Source organism: Rhizobium sp. BR 315 (assembly GCF_050577975.1).
In the GTDB taxonomy this organism is placed as follows: Bacteria; Pseudomonadota; Alphaproteobacteria; order Rhizobiales; family Rhizobiaceae; genus Rhizobium; species Rhizobium miluonense.
Map to the genome: position 1 here is coordinate 1 of NZ_JARWKZ010000086.1, position 16,933 is coordinate 16,933.

The 16,933-nt window shown below is 58.0% G+C and carries 13 protein-coding genes and 4 pseudogenes; 11 read left to right on the forward strand and 6 right to left on the reverse strand.

Annotated features, from left to right (window positions below; genetic code table 11):
• Together QD409_RS33735 and QD409_RS33740 are read right to left on the reverse strand one after the other, a co-directional pair.
• A pseudogene (locus tag QD409_RS33735) lies at positions 1 to 112 on the reverse strand (IS66-like element accessory protein TnpA); the annotation flags it as partial.
• 91 nt (positions 113 to 203) lie between these two features.
• A pseudogene (locus tag QD409_RS33740) lies at positions 204 to 829 on the reverse strand (IS5/IS1182 family transposase); the annotation flags it as partial.
• Positions 830 to 1,148: 319 nt separating this feature from the next.
• Between QD409_RS33740 and QD409_RS33745 the strand changes: the two are divergent.
• Positions 1,149 to 2,396, forward strand: a complete 1,248-nt coding sequence (locus QD409_RS33745; protein ID WP_004126188.1) for an ATP-grasp domain-containing protein — start codon at positions 1,149 to 1,151, stop codon at positions 2,394 to 2,396.
• Between the two features lie 266 nt (positions 2,397 to 2,662).
• Here QD409_RS33745 and QD409_RS33750 read toward each other — a convergent pair.
• Positions 2,663 to 2,889 (reverse strand): annotated as a pseudogene (locus tag QD409_RS33750) (transposase domain-containing protein); the annotation flags it as partial.
• Positions 2,890 to 2,995: 106 nt separating this feature from the next.
• On the opposite strand from QD409_RS33750, the gene tnpA reads away from it, so the two are divergent.
• From tnpA to tnpC, 3 genes are all read left to right on the forward strand, one after another.
• Positions 2,996 to 3,373 carry an IS66-like element accessory protein TnpA gene (gene tnpA / locus QD409_RS33755; protein WP_004126183.1) on the forward strand — a complete coding sequence of 126 codons (378 nt, stop codon included), beginning with the start codon at positions 2,996 to 2,998 and terminating at the stop codon, positions 3,371 to 3,373.
• Positions 3,370 to 3,717 (forward strand): IS66 family insertion sequence element accessory protein TnpB, encoded by a 348-nt coding sequence (tnpB, locus tag QD409_RS33760; RefSeq protein WP_004129022.1) that lies wholly within the window; start codon positions 3,370 to 3,372, stop codon positions 3,715 to 3,717. Before tnpA ends, tnpB begins: the two co-directional genes overlap by 4 nt.
• Positions 3,718 to 3,785: 68 nt before the next feature.
• Complete coding sequence (tnpC, locus tag QD409_RS33765) at positions 3,786 to 5,444, forward strand: IS66 family transposase (RefSeq protein WP_004129019.1); 1,659 nt, start codon at positions 3,786 to 3,788, stop codon at positions 5,442 to 5,444.
• Here tnpC and QD409_RS33770 read toward each other — a convergent pair.
• Positions 5,425 to 5,658, reverse strand: a complete 234-nt coding sequence (locus QD409_RS33770; protein WP_004129017.1) for a DUF6429 family protein — start codon at positions 5,656 to 5,658, stop codon at positions 5,425 to 5,427. The two genes, tnpC and QD409_RS33770, sit on opposite strands and share 20 nt — an antisense overlap.
• Before the next feature lie 550 nt (positions 5,659 to 6,208).
• Here QD409_RS33770 and QD409_RS33775 point away from each other — a divergent pair.
• Together QD409_RS33775 and QD409_RS33780 are read left to right on the forward strand one after the other, a co-directional pair.
• Complete coding sequence (locus QD409_RS33775; RefSeq protein WP_004129006.1) at positions 6,209 to 7,447, forward strand: M24 family metallopeptidase; 1,239 nt, start codon at positions 6,209 to 6,211, stop codon at positions 7,445 to 7,447.
• 60 nt (positions 7,448 to 7,507) lie between these two features.
• Positions 7,508 to 8,578 (forward strand): C45 family autoproteolytic acyltransferase/hydolase, encoded by a 1,071-nt coding sequence (locus QD409_RS33780; protein ID WP_004129003.1) that lies wholly within the window; start codon positions 7,508 to 7,510, stop codon positions 8,576 to 8,578.
• A gap of 598 nt (positions 8,579 to 9,176) precedes the next feature.
• Here QD409_RS33780 and QD409_RS33785 read toward each other — a convergent pair.
• Positions 9,177 to 10,299 (reverse strand): annotated as a pseudogene (locus QD409_RS33785) (IS256 family transposase).
• Positions 10,300 to 10,517: 218 nt separating this feature from the next.
• On the reverse strand, positions 10,518 to 11,414 hold the full coding sequence (locus QD409_RS33790) for a LysR family transcriptional regulator (protein ID WP_430764876.1): 897 nt from the start codon (positions 11,412 to 11,414) through the stop codon (positions 10,518 to 10,520).
• A gap of 148 nt (positions 11,415 to 11,562) precedes the next feature.
• Between QD409_RS33790 and QD409_RS33795 the strand changes: the two genes are divergently transcribed.
• From QD409_RS33795 to QD409_RS33815, 5 genes are read left to right on the forward strand one after another with little or no spacing between them, the layout of a single operon-like run.
• Positions 11,563 to 12,756 carry an acyl-CoA dehydrogenase gene (locus tag QD409_RS33795; RefSeq protein WP_015342015.1) on the forward strand — a complete coding sequence of 398 codons (1,194 nt, stop codon included), beginning with the start codon at positions 11,563 to 11,565 and terminating at the stop codon, positions 12,754 to 12,756.
• Entirely contained in the window at positions 12,756 to 13,934 is a 1,179-nt protein-coding gene (locus tag QD409_RS33800) for a CaiB/BaiF CoA transferase family protein (RefSeq protein ID WP_004128995.1), read from the forward strand. Before QD409_RS33795 ends, QD409_RS33800 begins: the two co-directional genes overlap by 1 nt.
• Complete coding sequence (locus QD409_RS33805) at positions 13,931 to 14,806, forward strand: 3-hydroxybutyryl-CoA dehydrogenase (protein WP_004128992.1); 876 nt, start codon at positions 13,931 to 13,933, stop codon at positions 14,804 to 14,806. The genes QD409_RS33800 and QD409_RS33805 overlap by 4 nt, the downstream gene beginning before the upstream one ends.
• 15 nt (positions 14,807 to 14,821) lie before the next feature.
• Positions 14,822 to 15,571 (forward strand): electron transfer flavoprotein subunit beta/FixA family protein, encoded by a 750-nt coding sequence (locus tag QD409_RS33810; protein ID WP_430764877.1) that lies wholly within the window; start codon positions 14,822 to 14,824, stop codon positions 15,569 to 15,571.
• A gap of 23 nt (positions 15,572 to 15,594) precedes the next feature.
• Positions 15,595 to 16,524, forward strand: coding sequence for an electron transfer flavoprotein subunit alpha/FixB family protein (locus QD409_RS33815; RefSeq protein ID WP_430764878.1), 930 nt, complete (start codon positions 15,595 to 15,597; stop codon positions 16,522 to 16,524).
• Positions 16,525 to 16,933 lie beyond the last annotated feature (409 nt).

Here is a 16,933-nt window from a genome sequence, read left to right on the forward strand (position 1 = left end):
CACCAGGCTCAAGGCAGGCCGCAACAAGCCGCTCCTYTGATCCCGGATCATAGCGGCGTCGCCCATCACGTCCCACCAACCGCACTCGCAGTTTCTGCTCTTCGTCACTCATATTTGGTGTCCACCTATTTTAAGTGGACACTTCATGCGGCAGAGAATTCAACGCGAAAAGGCGCAACGAAATGAGCGCTTACACTTCGTCGGCGTGAGATGTCGCGGATCGTTCGCCCGAGATAGGTCCTTAGCTTGGGCAGCGCCGTCCCAGCCCGCTTGAACTGTTTGGCATGGGGATACCGCTGGTGCTGGATCAGGGCGAATTTTCCCAGCCGTCTGGCGCAGATCGAGCGCCACCCTGCGAGCCAGCCACACGAGCCGCTCCGTGCCCGGTCAATGAGCTTGGCGGCGGTCGGAAACATCATGTTCTTGGACTATTGTATCGACGATCGCCTGCCGCGTGTCCGACGACTTCATCGCACCGGTCTTGACGCCACCAAGAGGCTCTCCTGCAGAAGCGCCTTTATCCGCTACTCGCCCATGCGTTGGCGCCAGCCATGCGACAAACTGCATTTGCGCTGCCATCAGCGACGAACGATCGAAACGGCAATGTGTGTTGGAAGAATGTCCCGCCGCAGAAATACTGGAGAGGCTGTCGAGGTAGTGGCGGCATACCGGCTCCATCGGAATAAATCTCACCATATCGTTCTTCTAGAACGGCCAATCGATTGTCTGCGCCAACCAGATAAGGTCGTGCTTCAGATCAATGATCTGATCAAGACGAGACCGGAACGGATCCTGCTCCCGTCTCGCGCCGTTCACTAGGTCTCGACATTTGTTGGCTCCCATTGTTCCTGAGGCAATGCGACAGCTTTCTTGCGACACCGATTAATGGGACACGTACGATGTACCGGAAACATCAACTACTTCCGGATAATTCACGGCCGACTACCTTGGCCTCGTTTGACGAACTTGACAGATTCAACTTCAAATAGACGCTGCATAGGCCCTTCAAAAGTTTTACAGAATCTTTGCACAAGCAACCCGCCGACAATGATACGCTCACATAAACTGAAGAAACGCGTTGAGTGAGAGAGGGACTTTGCAATTTGCCCTCAGATCATCCAGAGCGTCAACGTCGGAGCTCCGCGTAAATGGCAAGAAGAGCGCTCATCCTAGTTGAAGGTAGTAGAGGTAATGGTCCTCTGTATATTCAAGCTGCCCAGCGCCTTGGCATTCAACCAATTACTCTATCGGTTGACCCAGCTCAGTACGACTATATTTCGGCAAAAAGGGTACAAGCGATCCGTGTCGATACAGGCGATCTCGATGCAATGATTCATGAGTGTACCCAGCTACGTGCGACTTATGACATCGCGGGCATCACTGGGTTCGCGGGCCGAGATGAATCGGTCTATGTGACAGTCGGGAGGCTCTGCCGCCATTTCGATCTACCCGGACCAGACCCAGCATCGATTGAACAGTGCTACGACAAATTCGTTCAACGTCAACTCCTCGCACGGGCGGGCGTTCCAATACCTGCCTACCGCTTGGCAACGGATGCAACGGACGTTGAAAGCTCTGCAGAGGAGATTGGTCTGCCGGTGATACTTAAGCCAGTCACTGGCAGCGGCAGCAGCGGGGTCCGATTATGCCGCAACATCACGGAGGTGGCTGAACACACGACTTATCTGCTGGGCGGTAAGCACATCTGGCGATCTTCGCCAGGGATACTAATCGAAGAGTTCGCTCAAGGACCATACTATAGTGTCGACACAATGGGGAATGAGGTCGTTGCAATTGGCACCGCCAAATTTGGCAGCCCACCGCATTTCGTCGTTCGTGAGAGCATCTTTCCGGCGCCCCTAACTGATGGTCAATGTAAGTGCATCGCCGATGTTTCACTAAGCTGCTTACGAGCTCTCGGTCTTGGTTGGGGGCCAGCGAACATTGAATTGCGGTGGACGAAGCGAGGTCCAGTCGCTATTGAAGTCAATCCGCGTCTTCCGGGTTGGACCACTCCTCGGCTGATTCAGCTGGCTTATGGTGTCGATCTTATCAATCAGCACATCAAGCTTGTCATAGGCGAGAAATGGGATTTGAGCCGAAGACGTTCGCAGACGGCGGCCGCACGATTCCTAGTTCCTGATACCGATGGCATCCTCGATTGGATCAATGGCGATAGGCAGGCAGCCGCTGAGCCCGGTGTCGCCGAGATTGAACTGTACCTTAAACCGAAGACGCCGTTCGTCAGGAAAAGCGATGACCGAGACTCGATTGGACACGTCATTGCCACCTCACCCAGTCGCAGTCAGACCGAGATCATACTTGAGCGTGCCGTTAACCTAATCAGTTGGTCGATTACACCTTTTCCGAACATTGGCGAACAGGAACAATTGTAAGCATCTGCTCGAGCAGCTTTTGAGATGCAGTACGCATTCGGCGAGGACCGCATTAATTTCGTATTTGCTCGTCAAAAGCTCTCGCAAGGGATATCGACGATGCGGTGCTGGCGCTGTCGTGGCTTGTGAAGACCCGCAGCTTGTGACTCTCAGGTGCATTGTGGCTCCGCCGTGTGCGGCGTCTACGCCCCATTGATTTTTCAGTTTCAGCGACTCAATAGTGTTCCCTAAGGCCGGATATGAGCTCAGGATAGTATCTGACGAGCTCATTGTGAGGTCTTGATGCGAGCGGCATAAGCCCATGGCATCAGAGCGTCGATATCTTTGGCAAGAGGCCATTGGCGAGACGGGTGAAGAGATCCCACAGATAAGCGTAGGGCTCCACGCCATTCATTTTGCATGTGCCAATCAGGCTGGCGAACTGGGCCCAGTTGCGTCCGCCTTCATCATGGCCTGCAAAGAGCGCATTGCGGCGGTTCATGGCAATGCCCCGTTCATTCGTATGCCCACGCCGAGGACCGCCTTGCTTTGTCACGGTGATAGCGATGTTTTGCTGAGGTGAGCGGTATCGCCACGTTGCTAACAACGAGGATAACGACGTGTCTATCCATCAGCTTGAGATTTTGGCGGGCAGTATGCGGCGCCGGAAGTTCACACGAACTTCCAAGGAATCGATCGTTTCGGAGACGCTGACTGGCGAGATGACGGTGACGGAGGTTGCGCGACGTCACGACGTTGATCGGTCACTGGTTTATCGGTGGCGTCGTGAGCTTGGTGTTGCAGAGAGAGCGGAAGAGCCGCGCGCCTTCGTTCCGGTGAAGGTACAACAGGCGCCGGACTCGGCAATGGGAATGCCGGCTGCGACGGCGTCTTCTGCGATCGAAATCCATGTTGGCCGGGGCCGGTCGGTGCGGGTCACTCGTGACTTTGATGCCTCGACGTTGTCGCGCGTGCTTGATGTGCTGGAGGGACGATGATCCCGATCAGTTCGAACGTCAGAGTGTGGATTGCCAGCGGTCACTGCGATATGCGCAAGGGTATGCAGGGGTTGGCTCTCATCGTGCAAGAGGGGCTTGGCCGCAATCCGTTCCAGGGCGACGTTTTTGTTTTCCGCGGGAGAAATGGTCGATTGATCAAGGCCCTATGGCATGACGGTGTCGGACTATCGCTTTATGCCAAACGGCTCGACCGAGGCCACTTTATTTGGCCGGCGACAGTGGACGGAGCCATTGCCCTTACAGCCGGGCAGATGTCCTACCTTCTTGAGGGAATAGACTGGCGAAATCCGCAACAGACATGGCGTCCGACGAGCGCCGGATAGGTGCATTTTGCGGCTCGAACCTTGAAGAAAAGCTATGCAAATCAGTGGCTTTGTGGTTTGATCCGGACATGGAAAACGGCCTGGAAAACCACTCCGATTATGCCGCTGCACTTGAAGCAGAGCTGGTCGTGGCGCGTGCGGAGCGCGCCGTTGCCTTAGCCGAACTTGCCGTCGCCAAAGCCAAGGAAGCGGACGATCAAGCCACCATTCTGCGTCAGAAGGTCCATATCGAAAAGCTGCAAAGGCAATTGCGTGGTCAGAAATCGGAGCGGACTGCCAGGCTGATCGCTCAAATGGAGCTGATGCTCGAGGATGCCGAGGCGGCGGCCACCGAGGATGAACTTGCCGCTGAAATGGCCATTGCTGCGGCCGCCCCCATTGCTGTCGCCGGCTTCACACGCAAACGCCCCGTTAAGAAGCCATTCCCCGATCACCTGCCGCGCGAGCGTGTCGTTGTGCCCGGTCCGGTCGCCTGCAGCTGCTGCGGTAGTGACCGGCTGCGCAAGCTGGGCGAAGATGTCACCGAGACGATGGAGAGCATTCCACGCTCCTGGAAAGTCATTCAGACGGTGCGCGAGAAGTTCACCTGCCGCGACTGCGAGAAGATCAGCCAGGCACCGGCCCCATTCCACGTCATTCCCAGAGGCTGGGCAGGTCCAAGCCTTCTGGCGATGATCCTCTACGACAAATTCGGCCAACACATTCCCCTTAATCGTCAGGTGGAACGATTTGCGCTTGAGGGCGTGTCAATCAGCCTGTCGACGGCAGCCGATGCTATCGGTTCTTGTTGCCATGCCCTTGATCCAATCCTGAGGCGGATCGAGGCTCACACCTTTGCAGCCGAGCGGATTCACGGCGACGATACCACGGTTCCGGTTCTCGCAGCCGGCAAGACCGATACTGCTCGGATCTGGACATATGTGCACGATGATGCCCCGTTCGGTGGCACGGCGCCGCCGTCGGCGATGTTCTATTATTCCCGCGACCGCAGCGGTGACCATCCGCAGGCGCATCTGGCCGGCTATTGCGGCATCCTGCAAGCAGATGCCTATGGCGGTTATACCAAGCTCTATCTTCCTGATCGCAGTCCAGGTCCGATCTATGAGGCAGCGTGCTGGGCGCACGCAAGGCGACCATTCTTCATCATGGCCGATCTCGAGGCCAATGCCCGGCGCAAGGCTCAGGGCAAACCCGCTGCCGTCATCTCACCAATCGCCATCGAGATGGTGCGCCGGATCGATGCGCTGTTCGAGATCGAACGTCAGATCAATGGCCAGACGGCCGATGAGCGCAAGGCGACGCGTCAGCAGCATAGCAAGCCACTGATCGCCAACATGGAGCGGTGGGTGCGCGAGCAACGTGCCAAGCTGTCTCGCGACAATGATCTGGCCAAAGCGTTCGACTACATGTTGAACCGCTGGGTATCGTTTACTCGTTTCCTCGACGATGGCCGGATCTGCCTGTCGAACAACGCGGCAGAGCGTTCGCTGCGCGGAATTGCATTGGGAAGAAAGGCTTGGCTATTCGCCGGCTCCGACCGTGGTGGTCAACGAGCTGCCGCCATGTACAGTTTGATCGTCACCGCAAAGATGAACCATGTCGATCCGCAGGCCTGGCTTGCCGATGTGCTTGCCCGTATCGCCGACCACCCGGCAAACAGGATCGACGAGTTGTTGCCGTGGGCTTGGAAGGCCGAAAAGGCGGCACCTATTGCGGCGGCCGCGTAAACAGTTCCCGAAACAGCTCCTCTGACCGTTGCAGGCCTTCATCCGTTAAGATCAACGACTTCGACTTGTTCACCGGATCGGCGATCAGCCCCTTCTTGAACAAACGATCCGTCGTCTCCCAGTCCAAACCCTTCCAGGCTCGATACCCGTCATGCAGCGTCAGCCACAACAGCGCCAGCACCGCATCGTCGATCTTGTCTTCGTCGATATCCATTGCGAGAGCTTATCACGTGCAAATACGAAATTAATGCGGTACTCGCCGAATGCGTACCAAGGTCCAGAGGTCCAGAGGTTCTTTGATCACAAGACCCAAGGACCTTGTCCTCCTGAAAAAGAGCGGGACGTTTGCATCACAAGTTGAACTTATAAAACATGCGTTGCATTGCAGGAGAGAGTTCGCTATGCATTCTAACTATCAGAAGTACCGATGTCGCTGAAAGGAGCAGACTGAGGCTTGTCCCAGCCACAAACACAGGGAATTACAAATGGTCTAGCTTCAGACGAGAGTAACTGCCGCATCGCAACCGCGCTTGTTGTTTCCTCAACTAAAGATGGAGACTCGCAGTTCGAGAATCGGACAGGATCGTTGTGGACACTGCACCGAGTGAGTGCAATAAACTGCGGAAATTAGTCGACCGGCGAACCGACACGCAGAACACAGAAAAGGCTCTTTCTCATCCAGCATTCGAGCCGAGTTCGCCCGGACGCATTTAGGCGTATGCCGTTGCGCCCGACGCCTCCACCATCACAGAAAGCATCGTTCAATGACTACTACTGAAGCGACTCCAAAGGTTCAACCGTTTAAGTTTACGGCTTTCGAGCAGAAAGACTACAACTATCGCGTTCAGCGCGTGCGCGAGAAAATGGCGCAAGCTGAGATTGACGTGCTGCTCGTTACCGACCTTTCCAATATCTGCTATCTAACAGGTTTTCAAACATTGGTATCGGACTGGTATTCCTGCTTGATCCTTCCTGCGCAGGGAAACCTAGTTCTCCATGTTTGCGATCTGGAGGTCGATCTTGGCCGCGTCCATACTAATGTCGAGCGCATCGAGTCGATAATGTGGAGTCGCATGGATGAGGCTGGTACGGAACTAGCCTTAATCATAGACAGTTTAAATTCAACGCCGAAAAAAATTGGCTTGGAGAGTCGGCAAAAGGGACTAACTCCGTATGCCTACTCGAAACTGTGCTCTGCATTTCCTAATGCAATAGTGGCCGATGCGTCCGGTTTGGTCACTCGCATTCGTGCCGTAAAGTCCCCAACAGAGATTACCTATATGCGCAAGGCCGGGCTTTATTCGGTAGCTGGTCTGACGGCAGCAGAAGCGATCATCCAGGAGGGCATCACCGACAATGACATTGCCGCGGCGGCGTCTGCAGGTATGATCCGCGCAGGCAGTGAATATTTCTCCATTGATCCCATCATCCGTACCGGAGATTGGCATGCTATAGTGCATTCTTCGTTTCGTAGGAACAAGATCAAGCGGGGCGACCCCATCATCATGGAGATGAGTGGGGTCCATGAGCGCTATAACGCGCCGCTTTATTCCACGGCGATAGCAGGGCGTGCGTCAGATAGTACACGCCTTCTGTCAGATGTCGCGCTCCATTGTCTTGAGACACTTTATAGCAATCTGAAGCCCCGCCGAACTATGCGAGACGTTCTGACTAGCACGAAGTGCGAACTGATGAGTTTGGACGCGCGAACTCGCCTTGGAACCCGAATAGTAGGCTCCACTTTGGCTGACTACCTGACTGAGAAATTCAGGTCGTGGAAGGCCTATCCCGTCGGCCTGGCCTTTCCTCCGTCCTGGCCTGAAAACTCGATCTGGCTGGCAGAGTCTGACCAGATTCTCGTGCCGGGGATGTGCTTCCACGCGTGCTACTCGTTCAGAGTGTTTGGGGAGGTCGCCGCCGGGTTCGGTGATTCCATTGCAATTACAGAGGAAGGTTTCGAAATCCTAACACCACGTACGAAGCGTCTTCTCGAGGTGTTCTGAGATTGAAACGCCGATACCGTTGCAACACCGCTTGCGACACGCATTTAAATTGGAGGACCAATGAAGACCGATCTCCTTTCCGTCATTGACTGCGCTGGGTCGCCCCGTCAACGAGGACGCACTCATGGAGAAGCGCTGCGCACCGCTATCGCTGAAAAGATAATGCGCTGGCATGACGCCATCGCGGAAGCCTACGGCGTCACCGCCAAGACGTTCATTCCGCGCTTCTTGGCGGCAACACGGTTCGGCGATGCGGTGAAGCGATACACACCCCACCTCGCCGAAGAGGTTGCAGGAATAGCGGAAGGATCCAACATCGCCCACGAAACCGCATTTGCGCTCCAGCTACTGGATGAGGAGTGGTGGTTCGGCCGCTCCACTGGAGACGGACATTGCTCCAGCCTTGCAATCGCCCCCTGCGGGCCTATCCCGACAATAATTGCTCAAACAATGGACTTGCCACGATGGCACGACGGGGCGCAGGTTTTGCTGAAAACGCAGGACTCGGAAGCCGGTGAGACCATGGTCTTCACATCTGCAGGTCTGATTGGCCTGATGGGCGTGTCCGAGCGCGGGGTCGGCGTCTGTGTGAACACCTTATCACAACTGGCTGTCAGCCCGACAGGGTTGCCAGTGGCTTTCGTGATGCGAGGCGCCCTCGCCTGCTCGAGCGTGTCGGACGCCATTAGGTTCCTGCATGACGTTCCGCACGCCTCGGGACAGAACTATCAATTGGGAGACCGTCAGAACATCGCGACTGTCGAATGCTCCGCGGGCAAAGTATTGCCGCTCGCTACTAAGTCTAGATGTTCGCTGCATACCAATCATCCGCTTGCGAGCGACGACAGGCGTTCGGCGACAATACCCCTCGCAGGAAGCGATAGTTCGCGCGGTCGCCTCCAAAGCTTGCATCTCGATCTTGATGACGTGCGGGTAACCACGGATGATGTCAAGGCGGCACTGGCGGCATGCCGGGCCGGCGGTGAGGTTTCGCTAGTTGCCCCGCAACTGGCGACGGAACCGATGACCGTTGGCGCGGTCGTCTATGAGATCGGCGAGCGTACTAAAATATCAGTCTGCGCTGGACCACCGAGCGTCGAGGCATGGCGGGATATTGGGTTAGGGACGTGAACTTGCGTCTGATTTAGATTGATGCACGCGTGGTGGCCTCGATATAAACTATAATCGACAAAGGATCAGCGGAACGAATGGCGGAACGCTATAGCGCGGCGATCTGGGAGGAACTTCCACCTTGATCGTCGCGCGGCAGAACGCGAAGCTTCGCGCGAATACGCGACAAACCGGCAAAGGGCGCGCGCCTGCAAGCGTTGAGCCAGTCATCCACGCGAAGGCGGTTTGGTTGGCTTACGAAACGCGAGATCGCCAGAGGTGCCCCCTCTACGCAGGCGACCGAACATTCCGCCCCTCCACACATCCGATCATCCGATCAACGATCCTGGATCGTCAACAAGAGGTTCGGCAGACTTCCATCCGTAACAAGGTTGCCGTCGCTCGCCACGTTCAAAGAGAGGCGATATTCGCGCCGATAGCTCAGTACGCCTAGCTTCGAAATGAGGACGGCCCGGAATTGCCGACTCAACTCGGACCAGCGTCATCCGGAGGCACTACCCATGCGCTGTTTCACGTTTCCCGATCGTGTCTCAGCCTAAGGGATTGGTGTAGCTTCCGGCAGGTAGCCGTGTTTTCCGGCGAGCGCCGGAGTGGGATTTCAGCGCGTGACTGCAGGCAGGCTGATTTCCGGATCATCGCTCATTGATGCCATTGTCTCAAGTGTCATGTACCTGGCACGTTGGACGGCCCAGTCATCGTTTTGCTCGGGCAGCAGTGCGCCGACGAGACGGACGATGGCTTCGTCGTTGGGAAAGATGCCAACGACCTCGGTGCGTCGCTTGATTTGCCATTGAGATGTTCGATCGGATTTGTTGAATGCAATTGACCCGGTGCTCTTTCGGGAAGGTCATGCAGGCGAGCACATCCTCTTCGGCATCATTCATGATGGCGGCGAGCTTCTGCACTTTCGGCCGGATCTGGACGGCGACGTTGCGCCACTGGGTGCTCGCCGCCTCCGATGTGTCCTGAGCAAAAGCAGTGGCGATGAAGGCGGATACGACGCGTCTGCCGCTCTTTCCGGCGTGCGCCAGCACGTTCCTCATGAAGTGAACCCGGCATCTTTGCCATGTGGCACTGAGAACCTTGGTGACGGCGGCCTTGAGGCCCTCATGAGCATCGGAGACGACGAGCTTCACACCGCGCAGACCTCGGCGGGCGAGCCTACGCAGGGACTCCGTCCAGATCGGCTCGGCTTCGGGAGTGCCAACTTCCATGCCCAGAGCCTCGCGCCTGCCATCGGTATTGACGCCGACGGCGATGATAACGGCAACGGAAACAATGCGGCCACCGCGCCGGACCTTCAGATAGGTGGGCATCGATCCAGAGATAGGGCCAGCCCGTCGATGGGTCTTTCGAGGAAAACCTTGACCTTGACATCGATCTCCTCGCACAGAGGGCTCACCTGGCTCTTGGAGATGCCGCTCATACCCATCGCCTTGACGAGATCGTCGACGGAACGCGTTGAGATGCCTTGGATGTAAGCTTCCTGGATAACAGCCGTCAGAGCCTTTTCCGCCATGCGACGTGTCCCAGTCTCGGTCGCGGTAGCCGTTGCGTTGGGCCAGCCGCATCGCGTTCTTCTCGCCGTAGCCAGCACCGGTCGCACTGCCGACCTCCAGCTCCATCAGCCGTTCGGCGGCAACGCCGATCATCTCCCGTAGCAAATCGGCATCGGCACTCTTCTCAACAAGCGAGCGCACGTTCATCATATCGTCGGTCATCGGTGTCTTTCCATCAGGTTGGTCTTGAACAGCCCGACCCTGCCGGAAAAAAACTGATGGCCATCTAATCCTCAGGACCTACACTACCCGGCGGGACACGATCCGTTGCCCGAAATGAGGGACACATCATGCATGCCCACAAGCTCGGGCCGACTATAATGTGGCGATGATGACTGTCACGAAAACGACACAGCCGCTTCCCGTCTTGCTGCTAAGACTCACGAGGTTCCCGAGACCTTTTCTTTGGCCAGCCAGGCGCGGAAAGCTTCGAGCGGCGGGTAATTGGTCCGCGATTGCGGCCAGACGAGCCAGTAGGACCCCGAGCCCGGCACCGATCTCTTCAGGACCGGTACCAGGCGCCCTTCGATTATTTCAGTGTCAGCGAGATAGGCCGGAAGAAGAGCCACGCCGAGCCCGGAGATCGCCGACTGCGTCATCGTCGCGAACTGGTCGAAAAGCATCCCCGTCACGTTCGCCGGTCGCGCTCCCTGAGCGGCAAACCAGATCCTCCAGCCGGTCGGCCTGGTTTCCAGTTGCAGAAGTGGCAACCTCGCCATGTCCGCGATGTCGTCAATCGGATGTTCAGCGAGGAGCGCTGGCGAAATGCACGCCGTCAGGCGCTCCTCGAAGAGTTTCATATGGTCGGCATCCCGCCAATCGTCTGCTCCAAAATGAATGGCTGCGTCAAAACTCTCGGCGGCAAAGTTAAAGCGCTTGAGCCGCGTCGCGAGGTTGATCGTGATACCTGGATGTTTGWCCAGGAATGCGCCCAACCGCGGCGCCAGCCATCGCGTACCGAAAGCCGGCAGGATAGCCAGCGACAGGGTGCCGCCGCCTGGGTTGGCGGCGAATTCCATGCTGCCCCGCTGGATGAGATCGAGCGCGCGGCTCACGTTCCGCCCGTAGGCATGGGCTGCTTCCGTCGGAATGAGCTTCTGCCTGTGTCGCTCGAAGAGCGGCCGGCCAAGCTGCTGCTCCAGATTCTGCACGAGGCGGCTCACAGTGCTCTGTGTCAAATCAAGCTCACGCGCCGCCGCCGCCGTTGAGCCGGTGCGCAAGACGGCTTCGAACGCAGAGAGGAGGCTCATGGAGGGAAGGAACCGACGCGGGCGCATCAAACCTATGCATTTTATGAATTAGATCACATCTAAATAGGGTTATTTCTCGCGAAACACAATCGGTAAATGCATGAGCAAGCAGCTTCGATATCCGAGGTCGCATTTCATTCGAGGGAAATCCGTGACGACAAATTCCGCCACAGCCATGTCTTCCGCACAGACGAGCGCGTTTGCGTGGGACGATCCCTTCCTCTTGGAGGAGCAGCTCTCTGAAGAGGAACGCATGATCCGCGATGCTGCCAAGGCCTTTGCAGAGGCCGAATTGCTGCCGCACGTGGGGGATGCCTATCTTGAGGAGAAGACTGATCCCGGTCTCTTCCGGCTGATGGGCAGGGCCGGGCTTCTCGGCGTAACGTTGCCGGAAAAATATGGGGCGGCTGGCGCCAACTTCGTCTCTTACGGCCTGGTTGCGCGCGAGGTCGAACGCGTCGATTCAGGCTATCGGTCGATGATGAGCGTCCAGTCGTCGCTGGTGATCTATCCGATCTATGCCTATGGCTCGGAAGAACAGCGAGACAAGTATCTACCGGGCCTCGTATCCGGGGAATTGATCGGCTGCTTCGGTCTGACCGAGCCGGATGCCGGCTCCGATCCCGGCGACATGAAGACCCGCGCCGAGAAAATCGACGGCGGGTACCGCCTGCGCGGCTCAAAGATGTGGATCTCCAATGCGCCGATCGCCGATGTCTTCGTTGTCTGGGCGAAGTCGGAAGCTCATAACCGCCAGATCCGCGGTTTCATCCTCGAAAAGGGCATGAAAGGCCTGTCGGCGCCGAAGATCGGCGGCAAGCTGTCGCTGCGTGCCTCGATCACCGGCGAGATCGTGATGGACGGCGTCGAGATCGGCGAGGACGCCCTGCTGCCGAATGTTTCGGGTCTCAAGGGGCCGTTCGGCTGCCTGAACCGCGCCCGTTATGGCATTTCCTGGGGCGTGCTCGGCGCTGCCGAGGATTGCTGGTTGCGTTCGCGGCAATATGGACTGGACCGCGTTCAATTTGGCAAACCGCTGGCTGGCGCTCAACTCTTCCAGAGGAGGCTGGCGGACATGCAGACGGAGATTGCACTGGGGCTGCAGGCTTCACTCCGCGTAGGGCGCCTGATGGACGAGCACAAGTTCGCGCCGGAAATGATTTCTATCGTCAAGCGCAACAACTGCGGCAAGGCGCTCGATATCGCCAGGCAAGCCCGTGACATGCACGGCGGCAACGGCATCCAGATCGAATACCACGTCATGCGCCATTCCCAGAACCTTGAAACGGTCAACACCTATGAGGGCACGCATGATGTCCACGCACTGATCCTCGGCCGCGCCCAGACCGGTATTCAGGCGTTCTTCTGATGGGCGGTCCGAACAGTGCACCGCTTGCCGGCCTGAAAGTCGTCGAACTTGCCCGCATCCTTGCCGGTCCCTGGATCGGCCAGACACTCGCCGATCTCGGCGCCGAGGTTATCAAGGTGGAAAGCCCGCAGGGCGACGACACCCGCAGTTGGGGGCCACCCTTTATCGAACGCCCGGACGGTAAGGGCGGCGCTGAGAAGGTGGCGGCGTATTTTCATGCGGCAAACCGAGGCAAGTCGTCGGTCATTTGTGACTTCGGCGATCCCGAGGGTCTTGAGCGCGTCAAAGCATTGATCGCAGAAGCTGACGTTGTGATTGAGAACTTCAAAGTTGCCGGGCTGCAAAAATTCGGTCTCGATTATGAAAGCATCGCCGCGATCAATCCGCGGATCGTCTACGCTTCGGTGACCGGTTTCGGTCAGACAGGCCCGCGCGCCCGTCAGCCAGGATACGATTTCCTCATACAGGGTATGTGCGGAATTATGGACCTGACCGGTGAGCCAGACGGTGAACCGCAGAAAGTCGGCGTCGCCTGGATCGACGTCTTTACCGGACTTTACGGCGTCATCGGCATTCAGGCAGCGCTTGCCGAGCGCGACCGCTCCGGCGTTGGCCAGCATGTCGATCTGGCGCTCTTCGACGTCGGAGTTTCCGTCCTTGCCAACCAGGCCATGAATTATCTCGCAACCGGCAACGTGCCTCACCGTATGGGAAACGCTCATCCGAATATCGTGCCCTATCAGGTTTTCCCGGCCTTCGACGGTCATCTCATTATCGCTTGTGGCAACGATCGGCAGTTCGCATCCCTTTGCGACCTGCTGGATCTCGCTGCGCTCGCCGGAGACCCGGCCTACGCCACCAATCCCGCACGAGTGGAAAACCGCGAGAAGCTTTGCGCGATAATTGCGGAAAAGACGCGACTTCGGCCGAAAGCAGAACTGATCGCCGCACTTGAAGGGGCGGGTGTTCCGGGAGGACCGATCAATAGCGTCGCCGAGGCGATCGACGATCCGCAGATCAAGGCGCGCCGGCTTAAGATCGCTCCGGAAGGCTTGTCCGGCCTGAGAACGCCGATCGGCTTGTCGCGCAGCCTCCTCACGCTCGACAGTGCCTCGCCGCTTTTGGGTGCTGGACGCTGGAGCTTTTCTTCCGAAGAGTCGAGGGTAGACACGAAATGACGATCGAAACCATCGGAGTGCTCGGCGCCGGGCAGATGGGCAGCGGTATCGCTCATGTGCTTGCAATTGCGGGATTCGAGGTCTCGCTGATGGACGTCGACGCGGATCGGCTCGTCGCCGCGGTCGCCAAAATTAGCGAGGATATGGACCGGCAGGTGGCACGGGGAACGATCGCGGCCGAGGCAATGTTGAGCGCCGTTGGACGCCTCAGGACGACCGTAAACCTGCCCGAACTTGGCACGCTCGATCTGATCATCGAGACGGCGGCGGAGAGCGAGCCGGTCAAGCTGAAATTATTCGACGATCTCCGACCTCACCTGAAGCCGGAAGCGATCCTCACCTCAAACACGTCTTCGCTCTCGATCACCCGTCTAGCCGGACGGACTCGAAAGCCCGAGCAGTTTATGGGCCTCCACTTCATGAATCCGGTTCCGGTCATGCAGCTCGTCGAGCTCATTCGTGGAATCGTGACCAGCAACGAGACTTTCGAGGCTGTCCGCGCCGTCGTACAACGACTCGGCAAAACCGCAGTCGTTGCGGAGGATTACCCCGCCTTTATCGTGAACCGGATTCTGGTCCCGATGATCAACGAAGCCGTTTATACGCTTTACGAGGGTGTCGGTTCGGTTTTCGACATCGATCAGAGCATGAAGCTTGGCGCGAATCATCCGATGGGACCGCTGGAACTGGCTGATTTCATCGGCCTCGATACCTGCCTCGCCATCATGAACGTTCTGCATGAAGGCCTGGCGGACAGCAAGTACCGCCCATGTCCACTGTTGGTGAAATATGTCGAAGCGGGATGGCTAGGACGCAAAGTCGCCAGAGGCTTTTATGATTATTGCGGCGATACGCCGGTTCCGAGCCGCTGATCAGGAGTGCTGCACATGAAGATTCTCGTTCCCGTGAAGCGGGTAGTTGATTACAACGTGAAGATCCGGGTGAAGCCGGATGGTTCGGGCGTCGAGCTTGCGAATGTGAAGATGTCGATGAACCCGTTCGACGAGATTTCGGTCGAAGAAGCGCTGCGGCTGAAGGAGGCCGGCAAGGCCGAGGAAGTGGTGGTGGTGTCGATCGGACCGGCCAAGGCCGAGGAGACATYGCGCACCGCCCTTGCCATGGGCGCGGATCGCGCCATCCTGGTCGAGACCGAAGATCAGGTCGAGCCGCTGGCCGTCGCCAAGATCCTCAAAGGTGTTGCCGATGCCGAACAGCCGGGCCTGATCATCGTCGGCAAGCAGGCGATCGATGATGACTCGAACCAGACCGGCCAGATGCTGGCGGCCCTCTTGGGTTCGGCGCAGGCGACCTTCGCCTCGAAGATCGAGATCGGCGAGGGAAAAGCCAAGGTGACCCGCGAGGTCGATGGCGGCCTGCAGACGATCGAGGTCAAGCTGCCGGCGGTGGTGACCACGGATCTTCGCCTCAACGAGCCGCGTTACGCCTCGCTGCCGAACATCATGAAGGCGAAGAAGAAGCCGCTCGACAAGAAGGCGCCTGCCGATTTCGGCGTCGATACGACACCGCGGCTGAAGGTGCTGAAGACCGAAGAGCCGTCCGGCCGCAAGGCAGGCGTCAAGGTCAAGTCGGTCGCCGAACTGGTCGAGAAGCTGAAGACCGAAGCCGGCGTGCTCTGAGGATAGAAAGGGAGAACTTCACCATGGCCATTCTTCTTCTGGCTGACCACGACAATGCCCATCTTTCCGACCAGACCGCCAAGGCGCTGACGGCGGCCACTCAGATCGGCGGCGATATCCATGTGCTGGTGGCCGGCAAAGCCGCCAAGGCTGCGGCCGATGCCGCCGCCAAGCTTGCCGGCGTCTCCAAGGTGCTGCTGGCCGAAAGCGACGAGCTTGCCAACAATCTCGCCGAACCGCTTGCCGATCTCATCGTCTCGCTGGCGGCAGGTTATGACACCATCCTGACGGCTGCTACCTCGGTCGGCAAGAACGTCATGCCGCGTGTCGCAGCTCTCCTCGATGTCGCCCAGGTCTCGGAAATCATCGAGGTGGTTTCGTCCAACACCTTCAAGCGGCCGATCTATGCCGGCAATGCCATCCAGACGGTGCAGGCAAGCGATGCCAAGAAGGTGATCACCGTGCGCACCGCCTCCTTCGCTTCCGCCGCAGAAGACGGTTCGGCCACTGTCGAGGCAATCCCGGCGGTCGCCAATCCCGGTCTTTCGAGCTTCGTCGCCGATGCGCTGTCGACCTCCGATCGTCCGGAACTGACCTCGGCCAAGATCATCATCTCGGGCGGACGCGCACTCGGTTCGGCGGAGAAGTTCAAGGAAGTCATTCTGCCGGTTGCCGACAAGCTCGGGGCGGCCGTTGGCGCCTMCCGCGCTGCCGTCGATGCCGGCTACGCGCCGAACGACTGGCAGGTCGGCCAGACCGGCAAGGTGGTGGCACCGCAGCTTTACATCGCCTGCGGCATATCAGGCGCCATCCAGCATCTCGCCGGCATGAAGGACTCGAAGGTCATCGTCGCCATCAACAAGGACGAGGAGGCACCGATCTTCCAGATCGCCGACTACGGCCTCGTCGCCGATCTCTTCGAGGCACTGCCGGAACTCGAAGAGGCGCTGTGAAGATTGATATCTGTTTCCGATCTAGCATGCCCGTTGTGAGGGCGCGCTCAAACGACGAAGCCAGATGCCGCAATGGGGCGGCGCTCCGCATAGCCAAGAAGATGACTGTGCCTCAGAGCGACGATGGTGAAGCGGGTCCGATGATTTCGGCCCCAAGCATCAAGCGGGGGACAAGCGGGGACTATGTTGTGGGAATTGATGCGTCGCTGGCACGGCTCTGAACTCGGGTTAACGTTTCTTCCCTGAACGGTTTGGGTGTGATTCAAGAGTGTCGGTGATTTGGAGGCCGACATGTTTGAAGACGATCGCCCGCGGCTGCGGGTTTTGCTGGACCATTTWAGTCTCGTTGAGGATGAGCGGGAGCAATGGCGGGTCGCCCATCCGTTACCCGAGGTGCTTCTTCTGGTCG

Excerpts from the sequence above, each read along its gene's own strand:
- QD409_RS33745 (WP_004126188.1), top strand. The coding sequence starts at position 1,149 with ATGGCAAGAAGAGCGCTCATCCTAGTTGAAGGTAGTAGAGGTAATGGT.
- QD409_RS33775 (WP_004129006.1), top strand. The coding sequence starts at position 6,209 with ATGACTACTACTGAAGCGACTCCAAAGGTTCAACCGTTTAAGTTTACG.
- tnpB (WP_004129022.1), top strand. The coding sequence starts at position 3,370 with ATGATCCCGATCAGTTCGAACGTCAGAGTGTGGATTGCCAGCGGTCAC.
- QD409_RS33770 (WP_004129017.1), bottom strand. The coding sequence starts at position 5,658 with ATGGATATCGACGAAGACAAGATCGACGATGCGGTGCTGGCGCTGTTG.
- QD409_RS33800 (WP_004128995.1), top strand. The coding sequence starts at position 12,756 with ATGGGCGGTCCGAACAGTGCACCGCTTGCCGGCCTGAAAGTCGTCGAA.
- QD409_RS33795 (WP_015342015.1), top strand. The coding sequence starts at position 11,563 with ATGTCTTCCGCACAGACGAGCGCGTTTGCGTGGGACGATCCCTTCCTC.
- tnpC (WP_004129019.1), top strand. The coding sequence starts at position 3,786 with ATGGAAAACGGCCTGGAAAACCACTCCGATTATGCCGCTGCACTTGAA.
- QD409_RS33780 (WP_004129003.1), top strand. The coding sequence starts at position 7,508 with ATGAAGACCGATCTCCTTTCCGTCATTGACTGCGCTGGGTCGCCCCGT.
- QD409_RS33805 (WP_004128992.1), top strand. The coding sequence starts at position 13,931 with ATGACGATCGAAACCATCGGAGTGCTCGGCGCCGGGCAGATGGGCAGC.